The sequence below is a fragment of the Acinetobacter sp. F-1 genome (assembly GCF_022869025.1).
Classification (GTDB): domain Bacteria; phylum Pseudomonadota; class Gammaproteobacteria; order Pseudomonadales; family Moraxellaceae; genus Acinetobacter; species Acinetobacter pseudolwoffii.
Genome location: NZ_JAJKFX010000015.1, coordinates 43,619 through 69,061 on the forward strand (window position 1 = coordinate 43,619; position 25,443 = coordinate 69,061).

Here is a 25,443-nt window from a genome sequence, read left to right on the forward strand (position 1 = left end):
TTTTGTCTGTAAAGGACTTGGATTGTCCTACAGTCGCGGTATAGTCAAAGCAAGCATTTAAGGGAATATAAAAATGATTCAACAAATTGATGCACCACTACGCGAAGACGTACGCTTACTGGGTAATTTGCTGGGGGAAACCTTAAAATTACATGCGGGGCAGGATTTGTTTAATCAGATTGAGCAGATTCGTGCTTTATCTAAAGGCGCACGTGATGGACAGGTCGAAGCAGAAAAACAGCTAGAACAATTATTTTTGAGTCTGGAAGATGCGGAAATCCTGCCTCTAACCCGTGCCTTTACCCATTTTTTGAACTTTGCCAATATTGCCGAACAATATCATGTGGTGCGTCGTCGCCGTCAAAGCGAATTCGATGACACGGCAGAATCCCCTAATCCTCTGGTACCGTTATTTGAAAAATTTAAACAGCAGGAGATTTTTGCCGACACGCTGTACCAGCAAATCTGTGAATTAAAAATTGAACTGGTACTGACCGCGCATCCGACAGAAGTCAGCCGCCGCACCCTGATCCAGAAATATGATGGTATCAATAATGCCCTGTCCAAATTCGACCAGCAGAAACTGACTCCACGTGAACGTCAGGCAGTTCTGGCCGACCTGAAACAGCTGATTAGCTCGGCCTGGCAAACCGATGAAATCCGTCAGCATCGCCCGACCCCGATCGATGAAGCCAAATGGGGTTTTACGACCATTGAACAGACCCTGTGGAATGCGGTTCCGAAATTTATCCGAGAATTAAATGGCATGGTGCAAGCGCAATGCGGCCAGAACTTGCCCTTAAATATTGCACCGGTACGTTTTGCTTCCTGGATGGGTGGTGACCGCGATGGCAACCCGAATGTCACCCATAATGTGACGCAAGAAGTGTTGTGGCTGTCACGCTGGAAAGCTGCCGATCTGTATTTACGCGATATTGAGAACCTGCGCTGGGAACTCTCCATTCAGCAATGTAGTACGGAAATCTCCGAGGCATTGGGTCAGGATCATCCGGAACCCTATCGTGAATATTTACGTGATACCCGTAGCCGCCTGAAAGCGACCCGACACTGGCTGGCAGAAAAATTAAAGGGCAATGATGCCGATGATAGTTTAGTCATTAAAAGTAAAGATGAGCTATTACAGCCACTATTGACCTGCTATCGCTCATTAATGCACTGCAATCTGGCCGAAATTGCCAATGGCAGCCTGCTGGACTTTATTTACCGGGTCAACAGCTTTGGGATTGAGTTACTGAAACTGGATATTCGTCAGGAATCAGGACGTCACCGTCAGGCGATCTCGGCGATTACCGAATATTTAGGGCTGGGAAATTTTGAAACCTGGACCGAACAGGCACGTCAAAACTTTTTATTGCAAGAATTGCAAAGCAAACGTCCCTTGCTCCCAAAACATCTGAATGAACCAGCCGGCAGTCTGATTCAGCATCCGGATGTACAGGAAGTCTTTGCCACCATGCGCACCCTCGCAGAACAGCCAAGTGAGTCTCTGGGTGCCTATATTATTTCCATGGCGGAATATCCAAGTGATGTGCTGGCGGTATTGCTTCTACAAAAAGAAGCGGGTATCAAGCACGCCTTACGAGTGGTACCGCTGTTTGAAACCCTCAAAGATCTGGACGGTGCAGCCGAGACCATGTCGACCCTGTTCAATATGCATTGGTATAAACAGCATATTCAGGGCAAGCATGAAGTGATGATTGGCTATTCGGATTCAGCCAAGGACGCCGGTTTTATGTCGGCCAACTGGGCGCAGTACCGTGCCCAGGAAGAACTGACGACGATTGCCCAGCAACATGGCGTTCAGCTGACCCTGTTTCATGGCCGTGGCGGTTCGATCAGCCGTGGCGGTGCGCCAACCCAGCAAGCCTTGTTCTCACAGCCACCGGGGTCGATTTCAGGCACGATTCGGGTGACTGAACAGGGCGAAATGATCCGCTTTAAATTCGGACTGGAAGAAATTGCCCTGCAGAATCTGGAAATTTATACCGCTGCAACACTGGAAGCAACCTTGCTCCCGCCACCCGAGCCGAAACAGGAATGGCGCGACTTGATGCATCAAATGACCGAACTCTCGGTTCAGGTCTATCGCCAGACCGTGCGGGAAAACCCGCATTTTGTCAAATACCTGCGCACCGTCACTCCGGAACTTGAACTGCAAATGCTGCCGTTGGGTTCACGGCCGGCGAAACGTAAAGTCAGTGGCGGGATTGAGTCCTTGCGTGCGATTCCCTGGGTATTTGCCTGGACCCAGATTCGTCTGATGCTGCCTGCCTGGCTCGGTACCGGTGCCGCGCTGAATGAAGTCCTGGATCAGGGACAACGTGCGGTACTCGATGAGATGCTGGCAGAGTGGCCATATTTCCAGACCCTGATTGATATGCTGGAAATGGTGCTGTCCAAAGCCGATGCACATGTGGCCCTGTACTATGAATCACATCTGACCCAAGATGAAGATCTCAAAGTACTCGGCACAGAGCTGCGCCAGCGTTTGCAGGATGCTGTACAGACCTTGCTGACGTTAAAGGGTGAATCCAAATTGCTGAGCAGCAACGGCGTCCTGGATCAATCCATGAAAGTCCGTAAACCGTATTTGTTGCCACTACATTTGCTGCAAGCCGAGCTGATGAAACGTCGTCGTCTCTATCTGCAACAGCAGCAAGCTGAAAATACCCCGGTGGATCATGCCTTGATGGTCAGTATTGCCGGAATTGCTGCGGGTTTACGCAATACCGGTTAATCCAAACAGACTGTTTAAAAGCACATCTTCGCGATGTGCTTTTTTATTGAGCAGTCAATAGCCAAGAAATATTTTATTTTATATAGTAAATCAGATTTATTTATACATAGCCCTATTGATTATAAGAAATTAATCTACTGATTTCACTTTAGTTTTAACTCAAAATTCTTTTACCACCCGGTAAAATATTAAATAAAGTCATAGAATTAATTTGAACAAAAATTTTGTTTAAGTGATTAAATCTTCTAAAGAACAAGAGTATGATGTGCACAATTTATCTTTCGAGTGCTCATTTTATGTCCAGTTGGTTTCCCAAATGGCGCCCTTATGAGGGCAGCATCGATGCACGCCCAGTAGGTACCGCAGAGTATTTGCCACCCGCACAAACGGTCGTTTTGGGTGTACAACATGCTTTTGCCATGTTTGGCGCGACTGTACTGGCACCTTTTTTAATGGGCTTTGACCCTAACCTGGCCATTTTAATGTCAGGGATTTGTACCATCCTGTTCTTTCTGATTACCGGTGGCCGGGTTCCAAGTTATTTAGGTTCAAGCTTTGCCTTTATTGGGGTGGTCATCGCGGCAACCGGTTATGCCGGTGGTGGTGGACTCAACCCCAATATTGGCGTCGCAGCCGGCGGTATTATTGCCTGTGGTATCTTCTATGCCCTGATGGGTTTTCTGGTCATGGCGACCGGCACGCGCTGGATTGAAAAGCTGATGCCACCGGTGGTGACCGGTGCCGTAGTGATGATCATTGGTCTAAACCTGGCACCGGTGACGGTAAAAAGCGTGATGGGCAACACCTTTAATATGTGGATGTCTCTGGTTACCGTCATGTGTATGGGCTCAATTGCCGTCTTTACCAAGGGCCTGCTACAACGCCTGCTATTATTGGTGGGGCTGTTATTGGCCTATCTGATCTATTTCGTGCTCAGCAATATTATGGGTTATGGCACTGCGATCAATTTCCTGCCCATTCAGCAAGCCGCCTGGTTCGGGTTACCGACCTTCCACGCACCGACTTTTGAAGTCAATGCCATGTTGATCATTGCACCGATTGCACTGATTTTGGTGGCTGAAAATCTGGGACATATCAAAGCGGTAGGCGCGATGACCGGAGAGAATCTGGATCCGCATATTGGGAAGGCCTTTGTTGCAGATGGTGTTGCAACCACTCTGGCAGGCGGTGTGGGTGCCCCGGGCATGACCACCTACGGTGAAAATATTGGGGTCATGGCCGTAACACGGGTTTATTCGACCATCATTTTTGCAGTGGCTGGTGTCTTTGCGATCTTCCTGGGTTTATCACCCAAGTTTGGGGCGGTGATTCATACCATTCCCACCGCGATTCTGACCGGTGCTTCGATTGTGGTCTTTGGTTTGATTACCATTGCCGGTGCCAAAATCTGGATTGAAAATAAAGTCGATTTTTCGCAGAACAAGAACCTGATGGTGGCTGCGGTGACCATTATTTTAGGTACCGGTGATTTTGCCCTGACATTTGGCAGTTTTAATCTGGGTGGTATTGGTACGGCAACTTTTGCCGCATTAATCCTGAACTGGTTCTTTAGTCTGGCCGATAAAAAATAAAACTCGAAATAAAAGTATTGAGCAGCCGAATGGCTGCTTTTTTTATCTTTATATTTTTCAACTTTGCGATGAAAGAAATGAAAAGAAGCCCCGCAAGGCTTCTGTTAAAGCACAAGTCTGGTTAAGGGCGAAACTCTTTCAATTCACGTTGAATGAAATAATGAAACATTTCACGATACAGATGTTCAATAAATTCCTGATCGACGCCCTGCTGCTGCGCCAGTGCTCTGACATGTTCTACAATCTGTTCCATACGTTCCGGTGACTGTAAATCGGTTTCAGTTTTTTTAAAACGGGTGGTTTGATCAACATAAAATTGACGCGCAGCGATCAGCTCAACTAAAGCTGTATCAATGGCATCGATCTGTTGACGTGCATGTTCTAGTGATTCAGCTTTGATCTTTTCCATGTTTTTTCAATTCACTTTCAGTTTGATTATTACTCTTATACTTTTCTTCTAACACATTACTGAAAATACTTTCAATCATCCAGACCCGATATAAGCTATTAAATGTATAACTTTGATCATCGATGCGCAGTTCCAGTACCGGAAAGTTCGGCTGCGACTTCATTTCACAGAGCATATCATTGTCCTGCAACTTGGCCAGAATATCGTCCTGGCTCAGCTCGGCAATGTTGAGTTGCTGCTGCATACGCTGGAAATGCGGTGCATAGGACAAGTCTTGACCACGGGTCCAGACAGCTTGCAAGATCTGATACATGGCCTCAATGCGCTGTTCTTCAGGACAGCTATAAAATAACTGCGCCATGGGGGCAATCGCCGGCTCAGTCGGACGGCAGAACGGGGTAAATTCGACCTCAGTCCGTTTCGATAAACGCGTGGCCAGACTCCAGTCAAACTCATCCCGGCCACGGTAAGACAAAGGATAGACTTTCAGCTGGATATTATAATAATCCGCCAGTTCTTCTTTGATATAGGCCAGCAACAACCAGGAAATCGGATCTTCCAGCGCAATATATAAATCCAGTTCCGGGTCCATCGACTGGATCTCGTTCAGCTCTTCGGCATCACTGATCAGATGCTCACGCCATTCAATATGATTGATCAGGAAAATCGGATTGCCGGTGAGCAGTTTCTGCTGCTCCAGACGCCGAGTCAGACGTAATAGGTCATCCACCGCCTGATACTGGCGGCCCCCCAAATCAAAATAGCTGGCCAGAACCGGGGTCTGGTCAAAAATGCGTTCGGGAAAATCCTGTGGCTGATGATGGCGGCTGGCCATGGCATATAAGGTACGTAATTTTCCGGTCTGCTTTTGCCAGAGCATATGAAATACATCTTCCAGCAGATACAGGAAATCCTGCCCGCGTAGCGGGGTGCGCCGTAAAATCAGTTCCGCCTGTTGCAAGGCTTCAGCGCTTGGCAATTCTGGCGTGTCATGAAAACTGAAACGATGCTGTTTCGACAAGATCTTGGCATCATTAATCGTGTAATGCTGCCATTCCTCAAAAGACATCTGATTGGGGGGTTCTGCATGCGCACTGGAAATGACGACTTTCAGCGGCTTGAGCTGCGGACTTAAAATTTCTTCAAGCTGCGGTAACTGCTGTACCACCAGATAGCTGTACACATCATCCAGTCTTAAATGGATACTCAGCCCATCTTGAATAGATAACACCGTTTGACGGATTGGTTTCTGGTAAAACCAACTCGATCGGATTGGATCAAACCAACGGCGTAACAGGGACATGAGATCGGCCTCGACAAGAATGACAGTGCGCAGCTCGACAAAGCTAAATCTGCGCAGAATAATCTATTTTTAAGATCGCAGAGCCAAAGCCCTGCATGGTGTAAAAACTTATATCAAGTCATAAGCAAATGTTCAATGTTTAACAATGGATTAGAGCTCAAGATTCAGGTCAGTGACTGCCCCGGTTTCTGCACCTGAGGTCAGTTTGGCGAATTTGGCCAGAGCGCCGTGGGTATAGTTCGGTTTTGGTTTGATCCAGGCTGCTTGACGTGCTGCAATCTCCGGCTCATCCACATGCCAGGTCATTTCCCGGGTTTCCGCATTAATTGAAATCTGGTCGCCATTTTGTACCAGACCAATCGGGCCGCCATCATAAGCTTCGGGGGTGACATGACCAATCACAAAACCGTGACTGCCACCCGAGAAGCGTCCATCGGTAATCAGGGCAACTGAAGCGCCTAAGCCCTTCCCGATAATCGCAGAGGTCGGTTTCAGCATTTCTGGCATTCCTGGGCCACCTTTGGGACCAACGCCACGAATCACCACCACTTCACCCGGCTGGACTTCGCCATCCAGAATACCGCGCATGGCACCCTGCTCACCTTCAAACACGCGAGCTGGGCCAGCAAAATGCAGTCCTTCCTTACCGGTAATTTTGGCGACCGCGCCCTTCGGTGACAGATTGCCTTTTAGAATCACCAGATGCGAGTCTTTTTTCACGGGCGCATCAAAAGGCAGAATAATCTGCTGGCCTTCCGGATAGTCCTGCACATCGGCCAGATTTTCTGCCAGCGTCTTACCGGTGACCGTCAGACATGATCCATCCAGCATGCCGGCATCCAGCATGCGCTTCATCAGCGGTTGAATCCCGCCGATGGCAATCAGTTCAGACATTAAATACTTGCCAGATGGACGTACATCTGCCACCAACGGAATATCTTTACCAATCCGTACGAAATCATCCAGACTCAATTCAACCCCTGCGGTATGCGCCATGGCCAAAAGATGCAGCACGCCATTAGTCGAACCACCCAGCGCAATCAAGACTTTGATCGAATTTTCAAAAGCAGCCTTGGTCATGATGTCACGCGGCTTGATATCCAGTCGCAACAGGTTCATCACCGCTTCACCGGCCCGGGCACAGTCAATTTGTTTGTCATCCGACACCGCTTCCTGTGCAGAGGAACCCGGCAAGCTCATGCCGAGTGCTTCAATCGCAGAGGCCATCGAGTTAGCGGTATACATGCCGCCACAGGAACCCGGACCCGGCAAAGACACTTCTTCAATATGCTTGACCTGAATCGCGTTGATTTCACCTTTGGCATATTGACCGACTGCTTCAAATACCGAAATCATGTCGGTATGGCCTTCGCCCGGTTTAATGGTTCCGCCATAAATAAACAGCCCCGGACGGTTGAGGCGCGCCAGTCCCATAATGCAGCCCGGCATGTTTTTGTCACAGCCACCAATCGCGATGACTCCATCATAAGCCTGACAGCCGACCACGGTTTCAATCGAATCTGCGATCACTTCCCGTGACAGCAGGGAATATTTCATGCCTTCGGTGCCATTGGAAATGCCATCTGAAATGGTAATGGTATTAAAGATAATGCCCTTGCCACCCGCCGCACTCACGCCCTGCTCTACGGTTCTGGCCAGACCATCAATATGCATATTACAAGGCGTGACATTGGCCCAGGTCGAAGCAATGCCGATAAATGGCCGGTTAAAATCGGCATCCTGAAAACCGGTGGCACGCATCATGGAACGCGCCGGTGCATTTTCAATACCTTCATAGACAGGGGCTGAATGCTCACGAATATTATCTTTACTCATTATTTTATTCCTTGGCGATGACCAATTTTAAACATGGGTCTTTGGCAATTTATTTTAAGATCATTGTATAGAAAGCATTCAGCATGTAAAAGAAATTACCCTACAGAAAAACATTTTGATGAATTTTAAAAAAAATTTCATCACATGACCAAGCGACATGGATGTCGCTGTTTCGCTGCTCTACAGGGAAGTAGAGTTAGCAGAACGAGAGCGTTTTGTTACTTTTGCGCCGTCAAAAGTAAGATTCTGCCTGCACAAAGATCATTAGAACTTTTAAAGTTATTAAAGCTTTGATTTTAAGTGGATCTTCGATTTTTTACCATACAGCCTCAAATTACCTGAGTAATTTTTAATGTTATCTCGTAGGCACTTTTACTTTTGCCGGGCCAAAATGAGAATCTCAAAATATATTTTGAGTTCGCAAGAAAAGCCCCTTATTTGCCCGATATGGCATCCCTGCCATACGGGCAAACGTGCGACTTCCTGTCGCACTCCACTGGGCAAAATTTGGAAAGTCTAAAAATAGTTTCTTGTATAAAAAAAGCACCTCATCTAGAGGTGCTTTTCTGTACTATAAGATTACAGCTTAGATATCACGTACCGCACCTTTCGCCGCACTTGTGGTATGCATTGCATAGGCTTTCAATGCTTTTGAAATTTTACGCGGACGCTCTTCAGCGGGTTTCCAGCCTTTGGCTTCTTGCGCTGCACGACGTTCAGCCATCACCGAATCTTCAACTGCTAAATGAATGCTACGATTTGGTATATCAATTTCGATACGGTCGCCATCTTCAACCAAACCAATCGCACCGCCTTCAGCTGCTTCTGGAGAAACGTGACCAATGGAAAGACCTGATGAGCCGCCCGAGAAACGACCATCTGTAACAAGCGCACAGTCTTTACCCAAACCTTTCGATTTTAAGTAACTGGTTGGATACAGCATTTCTTGCATACCCGGCCCACCACGTGGACCTTCGTAACGGATCACCACCACATCACCTGCCGTGATTTTGCCACCTAAAATCGCGTCTACAGCAGAATCCTGGCTCTCAAAGACACGTGCTGTGCCATTGAATTTTAAGATGGAGTCGTCCACGCCTGCTGTTTTGACGATACAACCATCCAGTGCAATGTTGCCGTAAAGCACTGCCAAACCGCCGTCTTGCGAGAAGGCATGTTCAACATTACGTATTACACCATTTTCACGGTCGCCATCTAGACGGGTGTAATAACGATCTTGTGAGAATGCAGTTTGGGTTGGTACACCGCCCGGTGCCGATTTGAAGAAGTTATATACCTCTTCATCTTCAGTACGGATGATGTCCCATTTGTCTAAAGCATCTTTCAACGTTGCTTCATGTACGGTCGGTACAGACGTATCCAGTAAGCCACCACGGTCTAGTTCACCGAGGATCGACATAATGCCGCCGGCACGGTGAATATCTTCCATGTGGACGTTTTTAACCGCAGGTGCCACTTTACACAGTACAGGCACTTTACGAGATAAACGGTCGATATCGTCCATGGTGAAGTCTACTTCTGCTTCGTGAGCAGCTGCCAACAAGTGAAGAACGGTGTTGGTTGAACCACCCATCGCGATATCTAAAGTCATGGCATTTTCATACGATGCTTTGGTTGCAACATTACGCGGCAATACGCTGTAATCATTTTGCTCATAATGACGCTTGGTGATTTCCACAATCAACTGACCTGCACGCTCGAATAATTTTTTACGGTTGGCATGGGTTGCCAGCGTAGAGCCATTGCCCGGTAAAGATAAACCAAGCGCTTCGGTTAAGCAGTTCATGGAGTTGGCCGTGAACATTCCTGAACACGAACCACAGGTTGGACATGCAGAACGTTCATAGGCTTTGACTTCTTCGTCAGTATAGTTGTCATCAGCAGCCACGATCATCGCATCAACAAGGTCAATCGCCTGTTCATTACCACGGATTTGGACTTTACCTGCTTCCATCGGGCCACCAGAGACAAATACCACCGGAATGTTCAGGCGCATCGCAGCCATCAACATGCCCGGGGTGATTTTGTCACAGTTTGAAATACACACCATCGCATCTGCACAGTGTGCATTAACCATGTATTCAACCGAGTCAGCAATCAGGTCACGTGAAGGCAATGAGTACAGCATGCCGTCATGACCCATCGCGATGCCATCATCGACTGCAATGGTATTGAATTCTTTTGCCACACCGCCTGACGCTTCAATTTGACGTGCCACCAGCTGCCCCAGGTCTTTGAGATGCACATGACCCGGTACAAACTGGGTGAACGAGTTCACCACCGCAATAATCGGCTTACCGAAATCTTCATCTTTCATTCCGGTAGCACGCCATAAACCGCGTGCGCCAGCCATATTTCTTCCGTGTGTCGATGTTTTTGAACGATAGTCAGGCATTTTATATTTCCAACAAAGTTTGAGCTTGAAATGAACCGGACAGATCCACTCTGGCTAAATCATACTGACAATGAGTAAATCAGTTGAATTTTACACCTATCATACTACAAGCCCTTGTTTTACAAGATGACCCTTTGGTTGTAGATGCAGGCAAAAATGTCTATAGAGAGGTCGTAATGATCTGACGATAAAAATTTCTTGATGAAATCTACTATACCGTCATCATCATCAGGACAATACAAAACTTTCATGAATAATTTTTACAATTTGCATGAGTTTTTTTTATATAAAAATTCCACTGAAATTCAAGCACTCACCGGTCTTATCCAATAAGTTTTTGCAACGATTAGGCTGAAATTTGGCTTTTGGCTTATAATACGCTTTAAGTTTATTTGGAATTTCATGTGTGAAGATCATATTTGCAGGCACACCAGAATTTGCAGCGACTGCATTGGCTGCGCTGCTCAAAACCGAGCATGAAATTGTGGCGGTGTATACCCAGCCTGACCGCAAGGCCGGACGCGGACAAAAACTCACGGCATCTGCGGTCAAGCAGTTGGCGCTTGAATACAATATTCCGGTTTATCAGCCTTTGCATTTTAAGTCATCGACTGAAGAAGGTCTGGCAGCGCAAGCAGAACTCAAAGCCTTAAATGCAGATGTGATGGTGGTGGCAGCCTATGGCCTGATCCTGCCACAAGTGGTTCTGGATACACCAAAATATGGTTGCCTGAATATTCATGGTTCCCTGTTGCCACGCTGGCGCGGTGCGGCGCCGATTCAGCGCGCGATTGCCACTGGCGATGCCGAGACCGGTGTGACCATTATGAAAATGGCGGCTGGTCTGGATACCGGGGACATGATGTACAAAACCATCTGTCCAATTACCGCCGAAGATACCTCTGCCAGCCTGCATGACAAACTGGCGCTACAGGGCGCTGAAGCGACGCTAAAGGTTTTAGAATCGGAACAGACCTTGCAGCACTATTTAGCACAGCGTGAAGTGCAAGATGACAGCCTGACGGTCTATGCACATAAACTGTCTAAAGCAGAAGCGCAAATTGACTGGACACAAGCTGCGGCAGAGATTGACCGTAATATCCGTGCTTTTAATCCTTGGCCGGTAGCCTTTACCCCGCTGGATGACACAAACAATTTACGCATCTGGAACTCATCACTTTCTACGCACAACGCAAGTAATGCTTTGCCTGGCGAAGTGATTGCCCTGGATAAAGACGGCGTACATGTGATGTGTGGTGATCAGAACGCCATTTGCATCACCAATCTGCAATGGCCAGGTGGCAAAGCCCTGAATGCTGTTCAAATTAATCAAACTCAAAAACTATCGGTAGGATATAAATTCGCATGAGCCAAATTCAATCATCAGCTAAAAACTTGAATTTGCGCGCGCAAGTTGTAAAAACGCTATTGGCTGTACAAAACGGCCAATCACTTGCTTCTGTACTCAACCAACATATCAATATTGTGTCTGAACGTGACCGTGGCTTGTATCACGAGTTAACTTTGGGCTGTTTACGTCAGTGGCATGGCCTGAAAGCCATTACCCTGCCACTGTTAACCAAACCTCTCGATAATCAGGCCTTGGAAAGCTGCTTATATTTAGGTTTATACCAGATTCTATGTACCCGTATTCCGGCGCATGCTGCGATTTCAGAAACGGTGACAGCAGCCAAACAGCTGGGATTCGAACCTTTAAGTGGTCTGGTCAATGCGGTGCTGCGTCGTGTTTCACGTGAAACAGAAGAATTTGATCTGGCTTTAAATCAGGCGCATGGCCTGCCAAGCTGGTTATTTAAGCGTTTAAAGAAAGACTGGCCGGAACAGCTGGCTGAACTGTCGCATGAGTTAAAACAGATTGCGCCGTTGACCTTGCGTGTCAATGTCAATCAGGTCAGCCGTGATGAATATCTGGAAATTCTGGAAGAAGAAGGTTATGAAGCACGCGCCTGTACCCTGTCTGAAGTCGGCATTGTGCTGGAACAAAACGTGCATATTCCGAACCTGCCAGGCTATGAAGCCGGCGGTTTCTCGGTTCAGGATGAACACGCACAGCTTTGCGCAACTTTAGTGCCTGATCTTGAAGGCAAGGTCGTGGTCGATGCCTGCGCTGCGCCGGGTGGGAAAACTGCGCATATTCTGGAAAAATACAGCCCGAAAAAGCTGTATGCAATTGATCAGGACGCCAAACGTTTAGTGCGTGTGGCAGAAAATCTGGAACGCCTACTGTTAACAGAATATGCCGAAGTTGAAATTATTGCAGCCGATGCCATCAACTGGACAGCGCCTGAACCAGTCGACTGTATCGTACTGGATGCGCCATGTTCTGCGATTGGTGTGATTCGTCGTCATCCGGATATTCGCTTGCTGCGTCATTCCACAGATATTCCGCAAACCGTCGCGCTGCAAAAGCAGATTCTGGAAAATATGTGGCAGCAGTTAAAAGTCGGCGGCACCTTGCTCTACATTACCTGTTCGATTCTGAAAGCGGAAAATGAACAGCAGATGGTCGAGTTTTTTGCCCAGCATGCCGATGCCAAGGAAATCAAGATCGAAGCCGATTGGGGCATCGAACAGATACATGGTCGTCAGTTGTTGCCGAAAGCAGATCAAGGCGATGGCTTCTTCTATTGTCGTATTGAAAAGATCGCATAAATCATCATTTTTAAAGTCGGAAAAGGTAGCTTCGGCTGCCTTTTTTATTGCATGCTTTATTGCATGGCCGACTTGTAACAGGACTTACTGAATAAACTTAAAGATCACCAGACTGGTTGCCAGTGCAGCCATGCCACTCACCAGTCCATAGACGGTTTCATGTCCTTCGGCATAACGTTTTGCCGTCGGCAATAACTCATCCAGTGCCAGATAGACCATCACCCCGCCAATCAGGCCAAACACCAGACCATATACCGTATCGCTCATATAAGGCGCCAGAATAAAATAGCCCAAGGCAGCACCCAAAGGTTCAGCCAGTCCCGACACCAGACTGGCCCAGAGCGCATAATCTTTGCGTCCGGTCGCCATATACACTGGCAAGGCAATTGCCACACCTTCCGGGATATTATGAATCGCAATTGCCACCGCCAAAGGCGCACCCAAGGCAGGACTTTCCAGCGTGGCAAAAAAGGTCGCCAGACCTTCTGGCAGGTTATGTGCGCTAATGGCGAATAAAGTCAGCATGCCGGTACGCAATAGTTGCGGTGAACTGACGCCCTCACTGGCATGCGTTTCAACAGTTTCATGCGGATTTGGCACAAAATGATCCAGCAATAACACCAGAATCACGCCCAACAAAAATGCAAAGGTGCCAAAGGCAAAACCGGTTTTTTCATCAAAAGCCAGACTAAAGGAGGCAATCGATTTATTCAGAATTTCGGTTAAAGAAACATAGATCATGGCGCCCGCGGCAAAGGCCAGACCAAAGGCCAGCAGACGGAAATTGGGTTTTTTTAAGAAGAGTATCAGTCCTCCACCCACTACGGTGGCAAGCCCAGCGAACAAGGTCACGGCAAAGGCTGTATAGACTTGTCCATCTGAAACGGAAATCATGCCAAATCGTCAGCCATTAAAAAAGTCATTATCACCATAGATGATAATGACTTTCGTTTACAGTAAAACAGTAGGTTTATGTGAAGATTTTTAGTCTTCTGGTTCTTCCGGATTTTTTGCCAGATGAATCACGGACAGTACCAGACCACCCCACAATAAAACGATAGAGATGATCATCATCACCAGTGCAGATGTATTCATAGTCGCTCTCCTAGCTATGACGGTCTTTGACCAGACTAAACAGAATGGCGCCCAGAATAAAGAATGCCATGACACCTCCACCCACCATCCACAGGGTGCTGGCAGCATAGCCACCATAACCTTCTGCCATGATCGATTTCAGGGTCAGACCCAATGCCATTAATAAGGACAACGGCGTGATGACGGTCAGCATGAAGTTCCAGCTGCGACCAAGTTTCACGCTGGCAAACTGATTCACATGGCCTTCCAGCTGCTTCATCAATGGACGACGGAACCACGACAACAGAATAATGGAGATCAAACCACCACCGACAATACCGATATTATTGGCAAAGTAGTCAATAATGTCGACAAAGGTAATCGCACTATGGGTCGAGAACATCAAGGTAGAAATCACCGCTGAACCACCGGCAATAATCGTGACTGACTTGTTCTTCGACCAGCCCAGTTTGTCCTGGAATGCGGCAATCGGAACTTGCAGGATACTGACCATCGAGGTAATACCGGCAACGGTCAATGAAGCAAAGAACAGGAAGCCAAACAGGTCACCGCCTGCACCTAAACTGGAAATGATTTTCGGGAAAGCAATAAAGGCCAGACCAATACCGCCAGATACAACATCTTCAACATTTGCACCTGCGCTGAAGGCCATAAAACCAAGCGCTGCAAATACACCAATACCCGCCAGAATTTCAAAGGATGAGTTGGCCAGTGCCACCACGATCCCAGAACCGGTCAAGTTGGTTTTGCGTTTCAAATAAGAGGCATAGGTCAACATAATCCCAAAGCCCACCGACAGTGAGAAGAAGATATGACCAAATGCGGCCAGCCAGACTTTATAGTTGCTCATGGCCTCCCAGTTCGGCGTAAAGAAAGCATTTAAGCCGTCGACTGCACCCGGTAAGCGTACTGCCTGAATCACCAGAATAGAGAATAAAATTACCAGAAGTGGCATAAAGATTTTATTCGCCAGTTCCACTCCACGGCGTACCCCACCGTAAAGAATCAGCATCACCGCAGCCCAAACAACCACCAGACCAAAAAACAGGACAGGAACAAAACCTAAACTTAAACCTTCACCATTTTGCAGATAAGTGTTGAAAAAGAAGTCCTGGGTATCTGTGCCCCACTGCTGCCCAAAGGAATAGAACATATAACTGCCGGCCCAGGACAAGACGCTGGCATAATAAATCCCGATGATCAGGGTCACCATCACCTGCCACCACCCCAAGGATTCGGCATTCATGAGTTTTTTATAGGCCATGGGTGGTGCTTTACGGAACTTGTGTCCGACCGCATAGTCTAAAAACAATAAAGGCAAACCTGCTGCAAAAATCGCAATCAGGTAAGGGATCAGGAATGCCCCACCCCCATTTTCATAAGCCACATAAGGGAAACGCCAGATATTTCCCAAGCCAACGGCGGAACCAATGGCTGCAATAATGAATCCTGATCGTGCAGACCAATTCTCACGAGTTTCTGTCATAGAACACCTAAACTTTAAACCCCTTCAGATGCTGCTTGTTATGGTTATAGCGCAAGCAAATAAAGAAGCATTTCAATTATTTTGGGTGTTTGGATTAGAGCTGCACCTTTTGGGCGTCGAATTCTAATGTACAAACAGGTCAGCAGGTCTTACATCTTGCTTAAAGTCTGATCGAAAAGCTGACCTTGTAGATGGTTCAACAATACTGACTTTTTTAAATTTTTTCTGTAAATTCTGCTGAAAATATTCGTTATTTATAATCTATTCGAATTAAGCGTTCAATAATTCTGCGAAATAAGCCAGATTAAACAAGTTATATATTGACAAACTTTTTGGAATATATTTTTTCTTAAGTTTTACTACAGGGTCGCTGTTTTAAAAAATGTATTGCAAGACTCTAATCCAGCATCTGTTTTTAGATCATTATTGGACGATGAAACAGCTTATAGTAAGGCGCGTGACCAAGCTGTGATATGGGAAATCAAAGTCTCTCATGGAACTTTAACCTCTTTAAAAACCGGCTCAGATATCACAAGCAGATTTAAAAACCAGCCACCTGTGATATCGAAGCGATGAATATTCTGAACTTAGGCTTTAATCACCAGCATGCGCTCTTCCTGCATGTCGCGAATGGCTGACTGAATCCCTTCACGGCCCAGACCTGAATCTTTAACCCCGCCATAAGGCATGTTATCGACTCGGAAAGATGGAATATCATTGATGATGACACCGCCCACATGCAGATGATCCCAGGCATACAGCATCTTGTTCAGATTCTGGGTATAGACCCCAGCTTGCAAGCCAAAACGGCTACGATTGATACAGGCAATCCCCGCTTCAAAATCAGGATAAGGTTCAATCATCGCCACCGGACCAAAGACTTCATCACGGTAAATTTCCAGATTATGATCCACGTTTTCCAATAAAGTCGGTGCGAACATCACGCCATCCAGCTCACCACCTGCCAGAATTCTGGCATCCTTTTTCACGGCTTTTTCCAGCCATTTTTTCAGGCGTTTGGCTTCTGCTTCCTTGATCATCGGGCCGACCAAAGTTGTGCTCAGATTTGGATCGGTGGCTTTCAGATGTTTGAGTTTTGCAAGCAGTTTATCTCTGACTTCGGCATAAATATCCTGATGCACCAGAATGCGCTGTACACTGATACAGACCTGCCCGGCATGACCATAAGCACCGCCAACCAGACGGGTAATCAAGGCATCATTAATTTCGGTATCCGGCTCGATCATGACTGCGGCATTACCGCCCAGCTCCAGAACCACTTTTTTGCGGCCAGCTCGCGCTTTCATATCCCAACCCACCACATCGGAACCGGTAAAACTGAGTAATTTAAAACGGTCATCGGTGACCAGCACATCGGCCAGCTCGCGCGGACAGGGTAAAACTGAAAATGCGCCTTTCGGCAAATCGGTTTCCGCCAGAATCTCGGCAATTTTCAAGGCAGAAATCGGCGTCAGACTAGCGGGTTTCAACACGAAAGGACAACCGGCAGCAATTGCTGGTGCAATTTTGTGGGCGGTCAGATTTAAGGGGAAATTAAAAGGGCTGATTAAAGACACTGCGCCAATCGGCACCTTCTTAACCATACCCTGATACCCCGATGCTGCCGCGGTTACAGCCAAAGGCAGCATACGTCCCTGATCGATTTGAGTCACGGCATCTGCGGCAATTTGAAAGGTATTAATCAGACGCTCGACTTCGGCTTCTGCCGCTTTGCGCGGTTTACCGCCTTCTGCAATCAGAATTTCAGTCAGTTCTTCACGAATTTCATGAAAACGGCGCACACAATGCAGTAGAATTTTCTGTTTTTGAAAGGGTTCTAAAGCCGCCATCTCTGCCTCGGTGTCTAGGGCAGACTGGATGGCCTGCTCCAGGCTTTTGGCATCGGCCAAAGCGACACGTGCATAGAGTGCTTGCGTATATTTATGTTTAACCTCTAGCCATTCTCCGGTCTGAACCGCCTGACCAGCCACATAGAATGAATAGTCTTTACACTGTTGTACTGCTGTAGATCGCATTTTTTAGTCCTTCAAAATCCCAGGATATACATTTTTGAAATTCTCTATATCATGCACTTGCTGATAAATATTAAGAAGATGTTTTTAAGTAACCAGACACGCTCAATTTTAATAAAGCTTTAGGGACTCACTGTCATGCAGACAAAAATACTCGCCACATTATTCTTCAGTTTTGGATTAAGCACGCTCAGTCATGCAGATTTCATCGGGGCAAAAGCCGATCTCAGCTACTGGAATTTTAACGGTTATAGCGAAAATAGCAGTATGAAACATGATCTGGATCGACAAGGTACGGCGCAGCTGTCCGTGGCTTTTGAACATCCGATTCCGCTTTTACCGAATGCCAAAATCAAATATGTCAATCTGGACAGCAACAGCGAACAAAGCACTCCGATCAATGCCTCAGAAATCAAACTGAAGAATATTGACTATATTCTGTATTACGAATTGCTGGATACCGTGGTACATGCCGATGTAGGCGCAGGCTTAAGCAATCTGGAGGGTACGGTAAAAAACCTGAATAGTGCGGCTTTCACGCAATACGATCTGGATGAATACACTCCACTGCTCTATGCAACTGCAGGGGTTAAATTGCCATTTACCGGACTGAGTGCCAAAGCAGAAGCCGTTTACAGTCATGGCAGCGATAGTAAAAAGACCAATGTACAGGCTGAACTGCAATATGATTTTATTGATAATCTGCTGGTCGATGTCGGTGCCAAAATCGGTTATCGCATGATGACGGTAGATTTTCAACAGGATCAACGTCCAGATTTACAGCTGGAATTTAAAGGCCCATATATTGGCTTAGATGTACATTTTTGATGCCAAGAATTCAGCAGCTGGTCGTGCTCAATTTCTCTGCGTTCATGTAAGTCAAAGCGTACAACAATAAGCGCAATCTGCTGCTGGTACAAAATCTGCTTGTGTATTACTTTAGACACATAGAGAGCAGGATGCTCCGAAAACCTAAAAACAACAAGAATAAGCAAGCATCAGGACGTGAGGTACGACAGGAGTTATACCTAAATCACGAGATACGGAAAAAGCCCCAACAGGATGTTGGGGCTTTTTTTCTGCTATTTCTTTTTCTGTGCATTGCTTTATTTATCATTGCTTAACAGTTCCGAGTTAAAACTCCAACATTGTAAAAATCGGCTTGTTGTTAAGCTAAAAATCCTCACATTTTTTGGGAACAGCAATCATGGTAAAAAAGATCCTCTTTATTACATCCAATCAAGGTATTGAACATGATGAACTGACTGAGCCTTTAAATTTTTTAAAGTCCAAAGGTTTTGAAGTGATTCATGCTGCAGAAAAAAATGAAGATGTAGCCACTGTCAAAGGTGATACCAAAGCTGCTACCCAATATACGCCTGATACCAGTTTCGACCATGTCGACCTGAATGATTATGATCTGCTGGTGATTCCAGGCGGTACAGTCAACGCAGATACCTTAAGAATTAATCAGGATGCCCAGAAAATTATTCAGCACTTTGCCGACAATCACAAACCGATTGCGGCGATCTGTCATGGGCCATGGGCCTTAATTGATGCAGATCGAATTAAAGACAAGAATCTGACCTCGTATAAGAGCATCAAGCTGGATCTGGAAAATGCCGGCGGTAAATGGGTCGATGAAGAAGTGCATCGCTGTAATACCGGCGGCTGGGTACTGATTACTTCACGGAATCCGGATGATCTTCCGGCCTTTAATGAAGCCATTTTAAAAGAACTTGAAGGCGATGCTGCCTAAGTTCCTACCATAAAAAGAGAACCTCATGATTGAGGTTCTCTTTTTGCTTTAAACAGTTCCGATCAAGCTTTTTAGATAAGCCATCACTTCTTTATTGCCTGCCATTTCGGCCAGTTCTAGTGCAGTATTTGGACTGCGATGGGCAATATCCGCACCTTTGCTAACCAGAAGCTTGACTACGTCTAGATGATCATTTTCAGCAGCGGCCTGTAAAGCGCTGTAGCCTTCGTCATCGGCAGAGTTGACGTCCAGACCTTCTTGCAAGCCCTGCTCGACCTGTTCGATGTCGCCTAAAGATGCCCAGTACACTAGTTCAGGAAGATGTAGTTCATCATCATCTTCAGGGATTGGGGAGAATGAGTTAAGTTTCATAATTTTAAATCTATGCTGGGATGATTTTAATCAAGTTATACCAATTTTCTAATCTTTAGAATGGTAAATCTTCATCTAGATCAGAAATAATGTCTTTAAATACTTCATCAATTCCATATGCCTTTTCAGAAACTAGAGTGTAAAGCTCTGAAAAACTAGCATCAGCCTCTCTAGTACGAATATCAGATAATGCATATTTTATAGCATTTAAGTTTTGCCAATTCTGATTAGAGATAGAAACCACTTCTTCTAAACTTATATCATCTGGATAATAGAAAATAATATAATCGTCTTGCTCATTTTTAATTATTGACCACTTATATTTATCTTTATATATAAAAAAATATTCTGCTCCACTAGCGATAACCGATTTAATTTTATCTGGATTAACTATCATTGCATTGATAGCTTGTACAATTTTAGACATCTATTACTCCAAAGGTGATGCAACGGAATTTACCTGCATATTTCTCAATACTTCACGAATTTCACTGATAATTGAACGCTTTCGAGGTTCATCTAGATTTTTACTACTTGCTAACTTTTCAATTTTTGAAATTAGATCATTTGATGTTTTTACTATTTGCTCATTTCCTTTCATTTGACCTGCTATTTCATGAAGAATATTTCTTATTTCTTCTAACTCATCTGGATTTTTAGCTGAATACTCATTTAAACGTTCTATTTTTGATTTTAAATCTGTCAAAGTAAGTTGAAATGACCAATTCAAAAGTAAATTGAAAGCTGTCTTAATTTCATTTGATTTAGTGAAGAAAAGCCAAATAGCTATACCTGCAGCGGCTATCGCAAATACGTCAGACAGTATTGAAATTGCATTTTGTATGAATAACCATACGTTCATTCAACCCTCTTTGAATAAAAAATATACTTTTTAATCATACAAGCTTTTGAAAATTTAACAATTAAATTAAAAAAGCCCCCTTTCGGAGGCTTCTTATTTAAAAACTCAGCTTTAAGCTTTAGACACTGCTGGCTCAATTGCACCAATCTTTTCAGATTCATTGTCATGCATGATCAACGCAACCGCAATTGCAGTAATCAGAACCGGTAAACCGACTGCCATAAAGTTAAAGTAAGCAGGCAGGTTCATACCCAGTAAGCCACCGATCAGGATTGGCCCTACAATCGCACCCATACGACCAATCGCAGAAGACCAGCCAATACCTGTCGAACGTACCGCAAGTGGGTAGAACTGCGCAACATAGCTATATAGCAACATTTGCGAACCAATCGACGCTGCACCCGCCAAGAACACCAAGATATAAAGCAGGAACGAATTCGACTGGAAGCCCATCAGGCTCATCACAATCGCACCCATAATACCCAGGAACATCAGTACCGGTTTCAAGTGGAAACGATCCGCCAGAATACCACCACCCACAATACCCACAACCGCACCCACGTTCATCACCATCATGAACATCAGACTGTTGTCCATCGAGTAGCCCGCTGCCATCATCAACTTCGGTAACCAGCTGCTTAAAGCATACATGGTTAACAGACAAGTGAAGAACGCGACCCAGAACAATAAGGTATTGACCGCACGGCCACGACGGAACAAGCTCACCACGTTCGCTGCTTCAGGCACATTTTCCTGTGGCAGGGTAAGCGTTGTATTCTCGGTAACCGTTAGATTTGGTGCCAGACGACGTACGATTTGACGAGCTTCAGCCTGCTTGTTTTGCTTCACAATAAATGCCAGCGATTCTGGCAAAAATTTCCAGATCACTGGTAATAAAAATAATGGAATACCCGCGATAAAGAACATGATTTCCCAACCAAAACTTGGGGTAAACCATGAACCCAACAACGCAGCCATTACACCACCGACGGCATAACCACTAAACATGGTGGTTACCAAGGTACTGCGCATTTTTTGTGGCGCATATTCCGAAGTCAATGCCACCAGATTCGGCATGACACCACCAATACCCAGACCGGCAAGAAAACGTAAAATACCGAATTCGGTTGGATTTGAGGCAAAGCCACCCGCAAAAGTTAAACCACTGAATAATACAATACAGATCATGATCACTTTCTTACGACCGATCTTGTCCGCGAGGGAACCGAAGATCATCGCACCAAACATCATGCCAGCCAGTGCGGTACTTGCAAGCATGCCCGCTTGCACTGCACTTAAGCCCCAGTCTTGCATCAGTAAGGGTAAAACCACACCATTGATTGCTAAATCGTAGCCATCAAATAAGATAATGAGTAAACACCAAGCAACTACATTGAAGTGGAAAGGCGTGAATTTCGCATTATCGACTACAGAATTTACATCTATTTTTTCCGTTGTCATCGTTCTCATCTCCCATGAGTACTTGTCCATAACATCTTTGTTGAAGATTGAAGGCAATCTTCAATGTCAGGCAATATACGCAAGCGGGATTTAAGGCACAATAAGACTAATTGATATTCTGCTATGACAAATGTAATGCCATTTATTTGCGTGATATGTCACATTATTATTAAAAATTAAATTTTAAGCTATTAATAATAATGACTTTAATTTAAGCAGAATTTGTAGATTTTTTAGCTCAATCACTTTTTTTGAGTGGTTTTATTTCATACTAAAAATATAAAAAACCCCTTCAGACAAAGGGGCTTTTTTAACTGAATGAATCAATGAGGATCGTTTAAATTTTGGCTGCTTTTAATTGTTTCACCTGAACGCGACCGGGTTGTGGTTGACGAATCATTGAAATAGCGATGATGCCAATAATACCCGGCATGGCAACCGCGATGAAATTCCATTTATGTGGTAATTCCATACCCAGCAGCATACCAATCACAATTGGACCTACAATTGCACCTGTACGCCCAACAGCAGACGCCCAACCGATACCGGTAGAACGTACTGCAACAGGATAGTATTGAGCAACATAGCTATATAACAAGATACTGGTACCAATAGATGAAGCACCTGCCAAACTGACAAGTAAATAAATAACAGGTGTTGGAGAGTTAAAGCCTAAACCAACCAGAGACAGTACACCCACAGTTAACATACTAATAAGAACAGGTTTAAAGTCAAAACGGTCTGCCAGAATACCACCGCTAATGGTTCCGATCACGGCACCAATATTCAGTGCTAATAAGAACATTAAACTGCTGCCTAAAGAATATCCCGCAGCCATCATGAGTTTTGGCAGCCAACTTCCAAGTGCATAAAGCATGAGCAAGCACATAAAGAAAGCAATCCAGAATAAGAATGTTCCCATTGCACGATTTTCTGTAAATAACGCTTTTACTGATGCACTTTGTGTCTGATCGCCTGTCGCTAGAACCAGTTCAGTATCTGCTCGTACGTCTGCAGTTGGCTCAACTCGTTTTATAAAATGACGTGCCTCATTCATTTTTTGTTCTTTAACCAAGAAAGTTAGCGACTCAGGTAAGAACTTCCAAAACAATGGAACAAAAAGTAAGGGAATACCTGCAATGAAGAACATAATTTCCCAACCAAAACTTGGGGTAAACCATGTACCACATAATGCAGCCATAATCCCACCTACGGCATAACCACTAAACATGGTGGTTACAAGTGTACTTTTTAAACGTTTAGGCGCATATTCAGAGGTTAACGCAACCAGGTTAGGTAATACCCCGCCTATGCCCAAGCCGGCAATAAAACGTAAAATACCAAACTCTGTTGGAGTGGTGGTAAATCCACCCAAAAATGTAAAAGCACTAAATAAAGTGACACAAATTAAAATCACTTTTTTACGACCGATTTTGTCTGCAAGCATCCCAAACAGCATGGCACCAAACATCATGCCGGCTAGTGCTGTACTGGCAAGCATGCCTGCTTCAACAGCACTCATGCCCCACTCCTGCATCAGTAGAGGCAGAACGACACCGTTAATTGCTAAATCATACCCGTCAAATAGAACAATAAACAAACACCACAATACAATGCTTAAGTGAAATTTATTGAATTTTGCCTGATCAATCACATCATTCACACTAACCGTATTTGCTGCCATTTTCGTGTTTTCTACCATTTTTACTCACCTCCTGTGAGTTATTATTCGTTGTTTTCAGCACGACACATGCCACTAACTCTTATTTATTATTTTTAATGATTCTTATCGCCATGTTCGTGCAACAACTTAGTTCAACACAGCTAATTTTCAGGCAATATGCGACTAAAGTCTTAAGCTTTGCTCAAAATTCTAAACCCATGCGTCCAGTTTTTAATGATTTCTTAACAATTCAAGCTACTTCTTCGATATAAAAATCCCTGAGTTCTCAGACTCAGGGAACGTTTTAAAATTGAGAAAAAACTGAAATTAATATAATGCTTGAGCTAATCGGATTTGAATAATTTCATTATCATCTGCCAGATTTCGATTACGACCACTTGAACCGGGAAAGTTATTGTCATTAAAGACGGTAATTAAATCAGGCCCTTCAATAATAATGTCTTCAATGGTCTGAAATGGAAAACCAAAGCGCTGACCGGTGGCAAGATCTCCCGGACGTACCGGACCATAAAGTAAATCTGGATTGGCCAGATCCATTAAATTAACCAGTTCTTCACGTGCGACAGACTCACCGGACTGATTCAATCTGACCTTGATTAATTTTTTATAGCCGCCCAGATTATTTTCACTGTCATCACGTTCAATAATCACACCTTCTTTGGCACTAAATAACTGAAAATCACCAATTGCAGAGGCTTTCGAAGCCAACTCAAAATAATAGAAATTTCTAGTATAAACTTTCTTTTCCAGATCAAATTCTGAAATGATTAGTTGTGGCGTCGTGGCATTTAATAAAGGTTTTTCAAGTAAAGGATATAAATAGCGACCATTGGGGGAAATTGCCATACCTTCAAAGCCCCCACTCCGCTGTACCAAAGGTTCAATATAACCGGTAGTCCCCTTGTTTAGCTGATTTTGTGGAGATCTGAGTTCAGTTCCAGCTTCTAATGGATGCGCTAAAGCAATCGGCGGACTTTTTAATATTCCATCTGCACTAAAATGTAATAAATAAGGGCCAAATTCATCTCCAATCCAGATATCGCCATTGGGCGCACGCTGCATAGATTCCGGATCAAAGTCAGCACCTGTCAATAAACGCTCTTGAGTATTCTGATGGACAATTTCAAAAGGAATCAGTTTGTTCGGATCACGAAGCTGAATATAAGATAAATGTTTGACAGTTGCTGTACCGCCCGCCTTGGTTCTGAAGTCGCTAGAAAGATGATGCAAACGCAATAAATAATCAGAAGAATTATCTTGCGAGCCAAAGCCATTATCCGACATCACCAGATAAGTTCCATCCGGCTGCTTTAATGCAGCAGAAAAACCCTGTACAGGCTGGCCTGAAAATGGAGGAAAAATACCATTTGCCCCACGTACATCTCGTCCTGAATCAAGGCCTTCTGCATAGGTCTCTACATCCAGTTTGGCAAAAGACACCAAAGTTGGTTCAGTTACGCTTTCGATGGGCTGAAGGGCTTTATCATCGGATTCATTGCATGCCGTCAGAGCGAATACAGAGACCGCCAGCAAACTTAAAGAAATTTTTCTCATACGTCTATTCATCTTTTTATAAAGTCGACGTCTTATTTAATACAGTGTGAATGACAGGACAGTTGCGATGAGATGAAGTTTTAAGGACAGTTTTATCTTAATAATTATAAACCCCACACACAAAAAAACACCCCCCTGCTTATGCAGGGG

At 45.0% G+C, this 25,443-nt stretch carries 20 protein-coding genes; 6 read left to right on the forward strand and 14 right to left on the reverse strand.

The features are described from left to right. The first annotated feature begins 73 nt into the window (after positions 1 to 73). Positions 74 to 2,758 (forward strand): phosphoenolpyruvate carboxylase, encoded by a 2,685-nt coding sequence (gene ppc / locus LOZ91_RS12610; protein WP_244783314.1) that lies wholly within the window; start codon positions 74 to 76, stop codon positions 2,756 to 2,758. 296 nt (positions 2,759 to 3,054) lie between these two features. Further along, a complete protein-coding gene (locus tag LOZ91_RS12615) occupies positions 3,055 to 4,350 on the forward strand; it encodes a solute carrier family 23 protein (protein WP_044109780.1) in 1,296 nt (431 codons plus the stop codon). Between the two features lie 121 nt (positions 4,351 to 4,471). Here the strand turns inward: LOZ91_RS12615 and LOZ91_RS12620 are convergent, their stop codons facing one another. The 4 genes from LOZ91_RS12620 to ilvD (LOZ91_RS12635) all read right to left on the reverse strand — a co-directional run bounded on the left by LOZ91_RS12620 (position 4,472) and on the right by ilvD (LOZ91_RS12635) (position 10,314). Beyond that, on the reverse strand, positions 4,472 to 4,759 hold the full coding sequence (locus LOZ91_RS12620; RefSeq protein ID WP_005173592.1) for a chorismate mutase: 288 nt from the start codon (positions 4,757 to 4,759) through the stop codon (positions 4,472 to 4,474). Further along, entirely contained in the window at positions 4,740 to 6,062 is a 1,323-nt protein-coding gene (locus tag LOZ91_RS12625; protein WP_244783315.1) for a hypothetical protein, read from the reverse strand. The genes LOZ91_RS12620 and LOZ91_RS12625 overlap by 20 nt, the downstream gene beginning before the upstream one ends. A 150-nt stretch (positions 6,063 to 6,212) precedes the next feature. Next, positions 6,213 to 7,898: a dihydroxy-acid dehydratase gene (gene ilvD, locus LOZ91_RS12630; RefSeq protein ID WP_244783316.1), complete on the reverse strand. Its 1,686-nt coding sequence runs from the start codon at positions 7,896 to 7,898 to the stop codon at positions 6,213 to 6,215. Between the two features lie 586 nt (positions 7,899 to 8,484). Continuing rightward, positions 8,485 to 10,314 carry a dihydroxy-acid dehydratase gene (gene ilvD / locus LOZ91_RS12635; RefSeq protein WP_244783318.1) on the reverse strand — a complete coding sequence of 610 codons (1,830 nt, stop codon included), beginning with the start codon at positions 10,312 to 10,314 and terminating at the stop codon, positions 8,485 to 8,487. A 406-nt stretch (positions 10,315 to 10,720) separates the two neighbouring features. Here ilvD (LOZ91_RS12635) and fmt point away from each other — a divergent pair, with 406 nt between their 5' ends. Together fmt and rsmB are read left to right on the forward strand one after the other, a co-directional pair. Then, positions 10,721 to 11,683 (forward strand): methionyl-tRNA formyltransferase, encoded by a 963-nt coding sequence (gene fmt / locus LOZ91_RS12640; protein WP_100357652.1) that lies wholly within the window; start codon positions 10,721 to 10,723, stop codon positions 11,681 to 11,683. Further along, on the forward strand, positions 11,680 to 12,987 hold the full coding sequence (rsmB, locus tag LOZ91_RS12645; protein WP_244783319.1) for a 16S rRNA (cytosine(967)-C(5))-methyltransferase RsmB: 1,308 nt from the start codon (positions 11,680 to 11,682) through the stop codon (positions 12,985 to 12,987). Before fmt ends, rsmB begins: the two co-directional genes overlap by 4 nt. A gap of 84 nt (positions 12,988 to 13,071) precedes the next feature. On the opposite strand, the gene zupT is transcribed toward rsmB, so the two are convergent. The 4 genes from zupT to LOZ91_RS12665 form a co-directional block, all read right to left on the reverse strand. Continuing rightward, positions 13,072 to 13,881, reverse strand: coding sequence for a zinc transporter ZupT (gene zupT / locus LOZ91_RS12650; RefSeq protein ID WP_159516528.1), 810 nt, complete (start codon positions 13,879 to 13,881; stop codon positions 13,072 to 13,074). Between the two features lie 90 nt (positions 13,882 to 13,971). Then, a complete protein-coding gene (locus LOZ91_RS12655) occupies positions 13,972 to 14,082 on the reverse strand; it encodes a methionine/alanine import family NSS transporter small subunit (RefSeq protein ID WP_005173576.1) in 111 nt (36 codons plus the stop codon). Positions 14,083 to 14,092: 10 nt separating this feature from the next. Further along, positions 14,093 to 15,568, reverse strand: a complete 1,476-nt coding sequence (locus LOZ91_RS12660) for a sodium-dependent transporter (RefSeq protein ID WP_074383770.1) — start codon at positions 15,566 to 15,568, stop codon at positions 14,093 to 14,095. A gap of 587 nt (positions 15,569 to 16,155) precedes the next feature. Then, on the reverse strand, positions 16,156 to 17,604 hold the full coding sequence (locus LOZ91_RS12665; RefSeq protein ID WP_244783320.1) for an aldehyde dehydrogenase family protein: 1,449 nt from the start codon (positions 17,602 to 17,604) through the stop codon (positions 16,156 to 16,158). Between the two features lie 135 nt (positions 17,605 to 17,739). Here LOZ91_RS12665 and LOZ91_RS12670 point away from each other — a divergent pair, with 135 nt between their 5' ends. Then, complete coding sequence (locus LOZ91_RS12670) at positions 17,740 to 18,429, forward strand: TIGR04219 family outer membrane beta-barrel protein (protein WP_244783321.1); 690 nt, start codon at positions 17,740 to 17,742, stop codon at positions 18,427 to 18,429. A 379-nt stretch (positions 18,430 to 18,808) separates the two neighbouring features. Further along, on the forward strand, positions 18,809 to 19,360 hold the full coding sequence (locus LOZ91_RS12675; protein ID WP_244783322.1) for a type 1 glutamine amidotransferase domain-containing protein: 552 nt from the start codon (positions 18,809 to 18,811) through the stop codon (positions 19,358 to 19,360). A 48-nt stretch (positions 19,361 to 19,408) separates the two neighbouring features. On the opposite strand, the gene LOZ91_RS12680 is transcribed toward LOZ91_RS12675, so the two are convergent. From LOZ91_RS12680 to LOZ91_RS12705, 6 genes are all read right to left on the reverse strand, one after another. After that, entirely contained in the window at positions 19,409 to 19,732 is a 324-nt protein-coding gene (locus tag LOZ91_RS12680) for an ankyrin repeat domain-containing protein (protein ID WP_244783324.1), read from the reverse strand. A gap of 55 nt (positions 19,733 to 19,787) precedes the next feature. Next, positions 19,788 to 20,159, reverse strand: coding sequence for a hypothetical protein (locus tag LOZ91_RS12685; protein WP_244783326.1), 372 nt, complete (start codon positions 20,157 to 20,159; stop codon positions 19,788 to 19,790). 3 nt (positions 20,160 to 20,162) lie between these two features. Continuing rightward, positions 20,163 to 20,594, reverse strand: coding sequence for a hypothetical protein (locus LOZ91_RS12690; RefSeq protein WP_244783327.1), 432 nt, complete (start codon positions 20,592 to 20,594; stop codon positions 20,163 to 20,165). 111 nt (positions 20,595 to 20,705) lie between these two features. After that, positions 20,706 to 22,055: an aromatic acid/H+ symport family MFS transporter gene (locus LOZ91_RS12695; RefSeq protein ID WP_180072917.1), complete on the reverse strand. Its 1,350-nt coding sequence runs from the start codon at positions 22,053 to 22,055 to the stop codon at positions 20,706 to 20,708. Positions 22,056 to 22,392: 337 nt separating this feature from the next. Beyond that, a complete protein-coding gene (locus LOZ91_RS12700) occupies positions 22,393 to 23,757 on the reverse strand; it encodes an MFS transporter (RefSeq protein ID WP_171255752.1) in 1,365 nt (454 codons plus the stop codon). A 288-nt stretch (positions 23,758 to 24,045) separates the two neighbouring features. Then, positions 24,046 to 25,293, reverse strand: coding sequence for an esterase-like activity of phytase family protein (locus tag LOZ91_RS12705; RefSeq protein WP_244783328.1), 1,248 nt, complete (start codon positions 25,291 to 25,293; stop codon positions 24,046 to 24,048). Between the last annotated feature and the right edge of the window lie 150 nt (positions 25,294 to 25,443).

Coding starts and splice junctions, on each gene's coding strand:
- ppc (WP_244783314.1), top strand. CDS start 74: ATGATTCAACAAATTGATGCACCACTACGCGAAGACGTACGCTTACTG.
- LOZ91_RS12615 (WP_044109780.1), top strand. CDS start 3,055: ATGTCCAGTTGGTTTCCCAAATGGCGCCCTTATGAGGGCAGCATCGAT.
- LOZ91_RS12620 (WP_005173592.1), bottom strand. CDS start 4,759: ATGGAAAAGATCAAAGCTGAATCACTAGAACATGCACGTCAACAGATC.
- LOZ91_RS12625 (WP_244783315.1), bottom strand. CDS start 6,062: ATGTCCCTGTTACGCCGTTGGTTTGATCCAATCCGATCGAGTTGGTTT.
- ilvD (WP_244783316.1), bottom strand. CDS start 7,898: ATGAGTAAAGATAATATTCGTGAGCATTCAGCCCCTGTCTATGAAGGT.
- ilvD (WP_244783318.1), bottom strand. CDS start 10,314: ATGCCTGACTATCGTTCAAAAACATCGACACACGGAAGAAATATGGCT.
- rsmB (WP_244783319.1), top strand. CDS start 11,680: ATGAGCCAAATTCAATCATCAGCTAAAAACTTGAATTTGCGCGCGCAA.
- zupT (WP_159516528.1), bottom strand. CDS start 13,881: ATGATTTCCGTTTCAGATGGACAAGTCTATACAGCCTTTGCCGTGACC.
- LOZ91_RS12655 (WP_005173576.1), bottom strand. CDS start 14,082: ATGAATACATCTGCACTGGTGATGATGATCATCTCTATCGTTTTATTG.
- LOZ91_RS12660 (WP_074383770.1), bottom strand. CDS start 15,568: ATGACAGAAACTCGTGAGAATTGGTCTGCACGATCAGGATTCATTATT.
- LOZ91_RS12665 (WP_244783320.1), bottom strand. CDS start 17,604: ATGCGATCTACAGCAGTACAACAGTGTAAAGACTATTCATTCTATGTG.
- LOZ91_RS12670 (WP_244783321.1), top strand. CDS start 17,740: ATGCAGACAAAAATACTCGCCACATTATTCTTCAGTTTTGGATTAAGC.
- LOZ91_RS12675 (WP_244783322.1), top strand. CDS start 18,809: ATGGTAAAAAAGATCCTCTTTATTACATCCAATCAAGGTATTGAACAT.
- LOZ91_RS12680 (WP_244783324.1), bottom strand. CDS start 19,732: ATGAAACTTAACTCATTCTCCCCAATCCCTGAAGATGATGATGAACTA.
- LOZ91_RS12685 (WP_244783326.1), bottom strand. CDS start 20,159: ATGTCTAAAATTGTACAAGCTATCAATGCAATGATAGTTAATCCAGAT.
- LOZ91_RS12690 (WP_244783327.1), bottom strand. CDS start 20,594: ATGAACGTATGGTTATTCATACAAAATGCAATTTCAATACTGTCTGAC.
- LOZ91_RS12695 (WP_180072917.1), bottom strand. CDS start 22,055: ATGACAACGGAAAAAATAGATGTAAATTCTGTAGTCGATAATGCGAAA.
- LOZ91_RS12700 (WP_171255752.1), bottom strand. CDS start 23,757: ATGGTAGAAAACACGAAAATGGCAGCAAATACGGTTAGTGTGAATGAT.
- LOZ91_RS12705 (WP_244783328.1), bottom strand. CDS start 25,293: ATGAGAAAAATTTCTTTAAGTTTGCTGGCGGTCTCTGTATTCGCTCTG.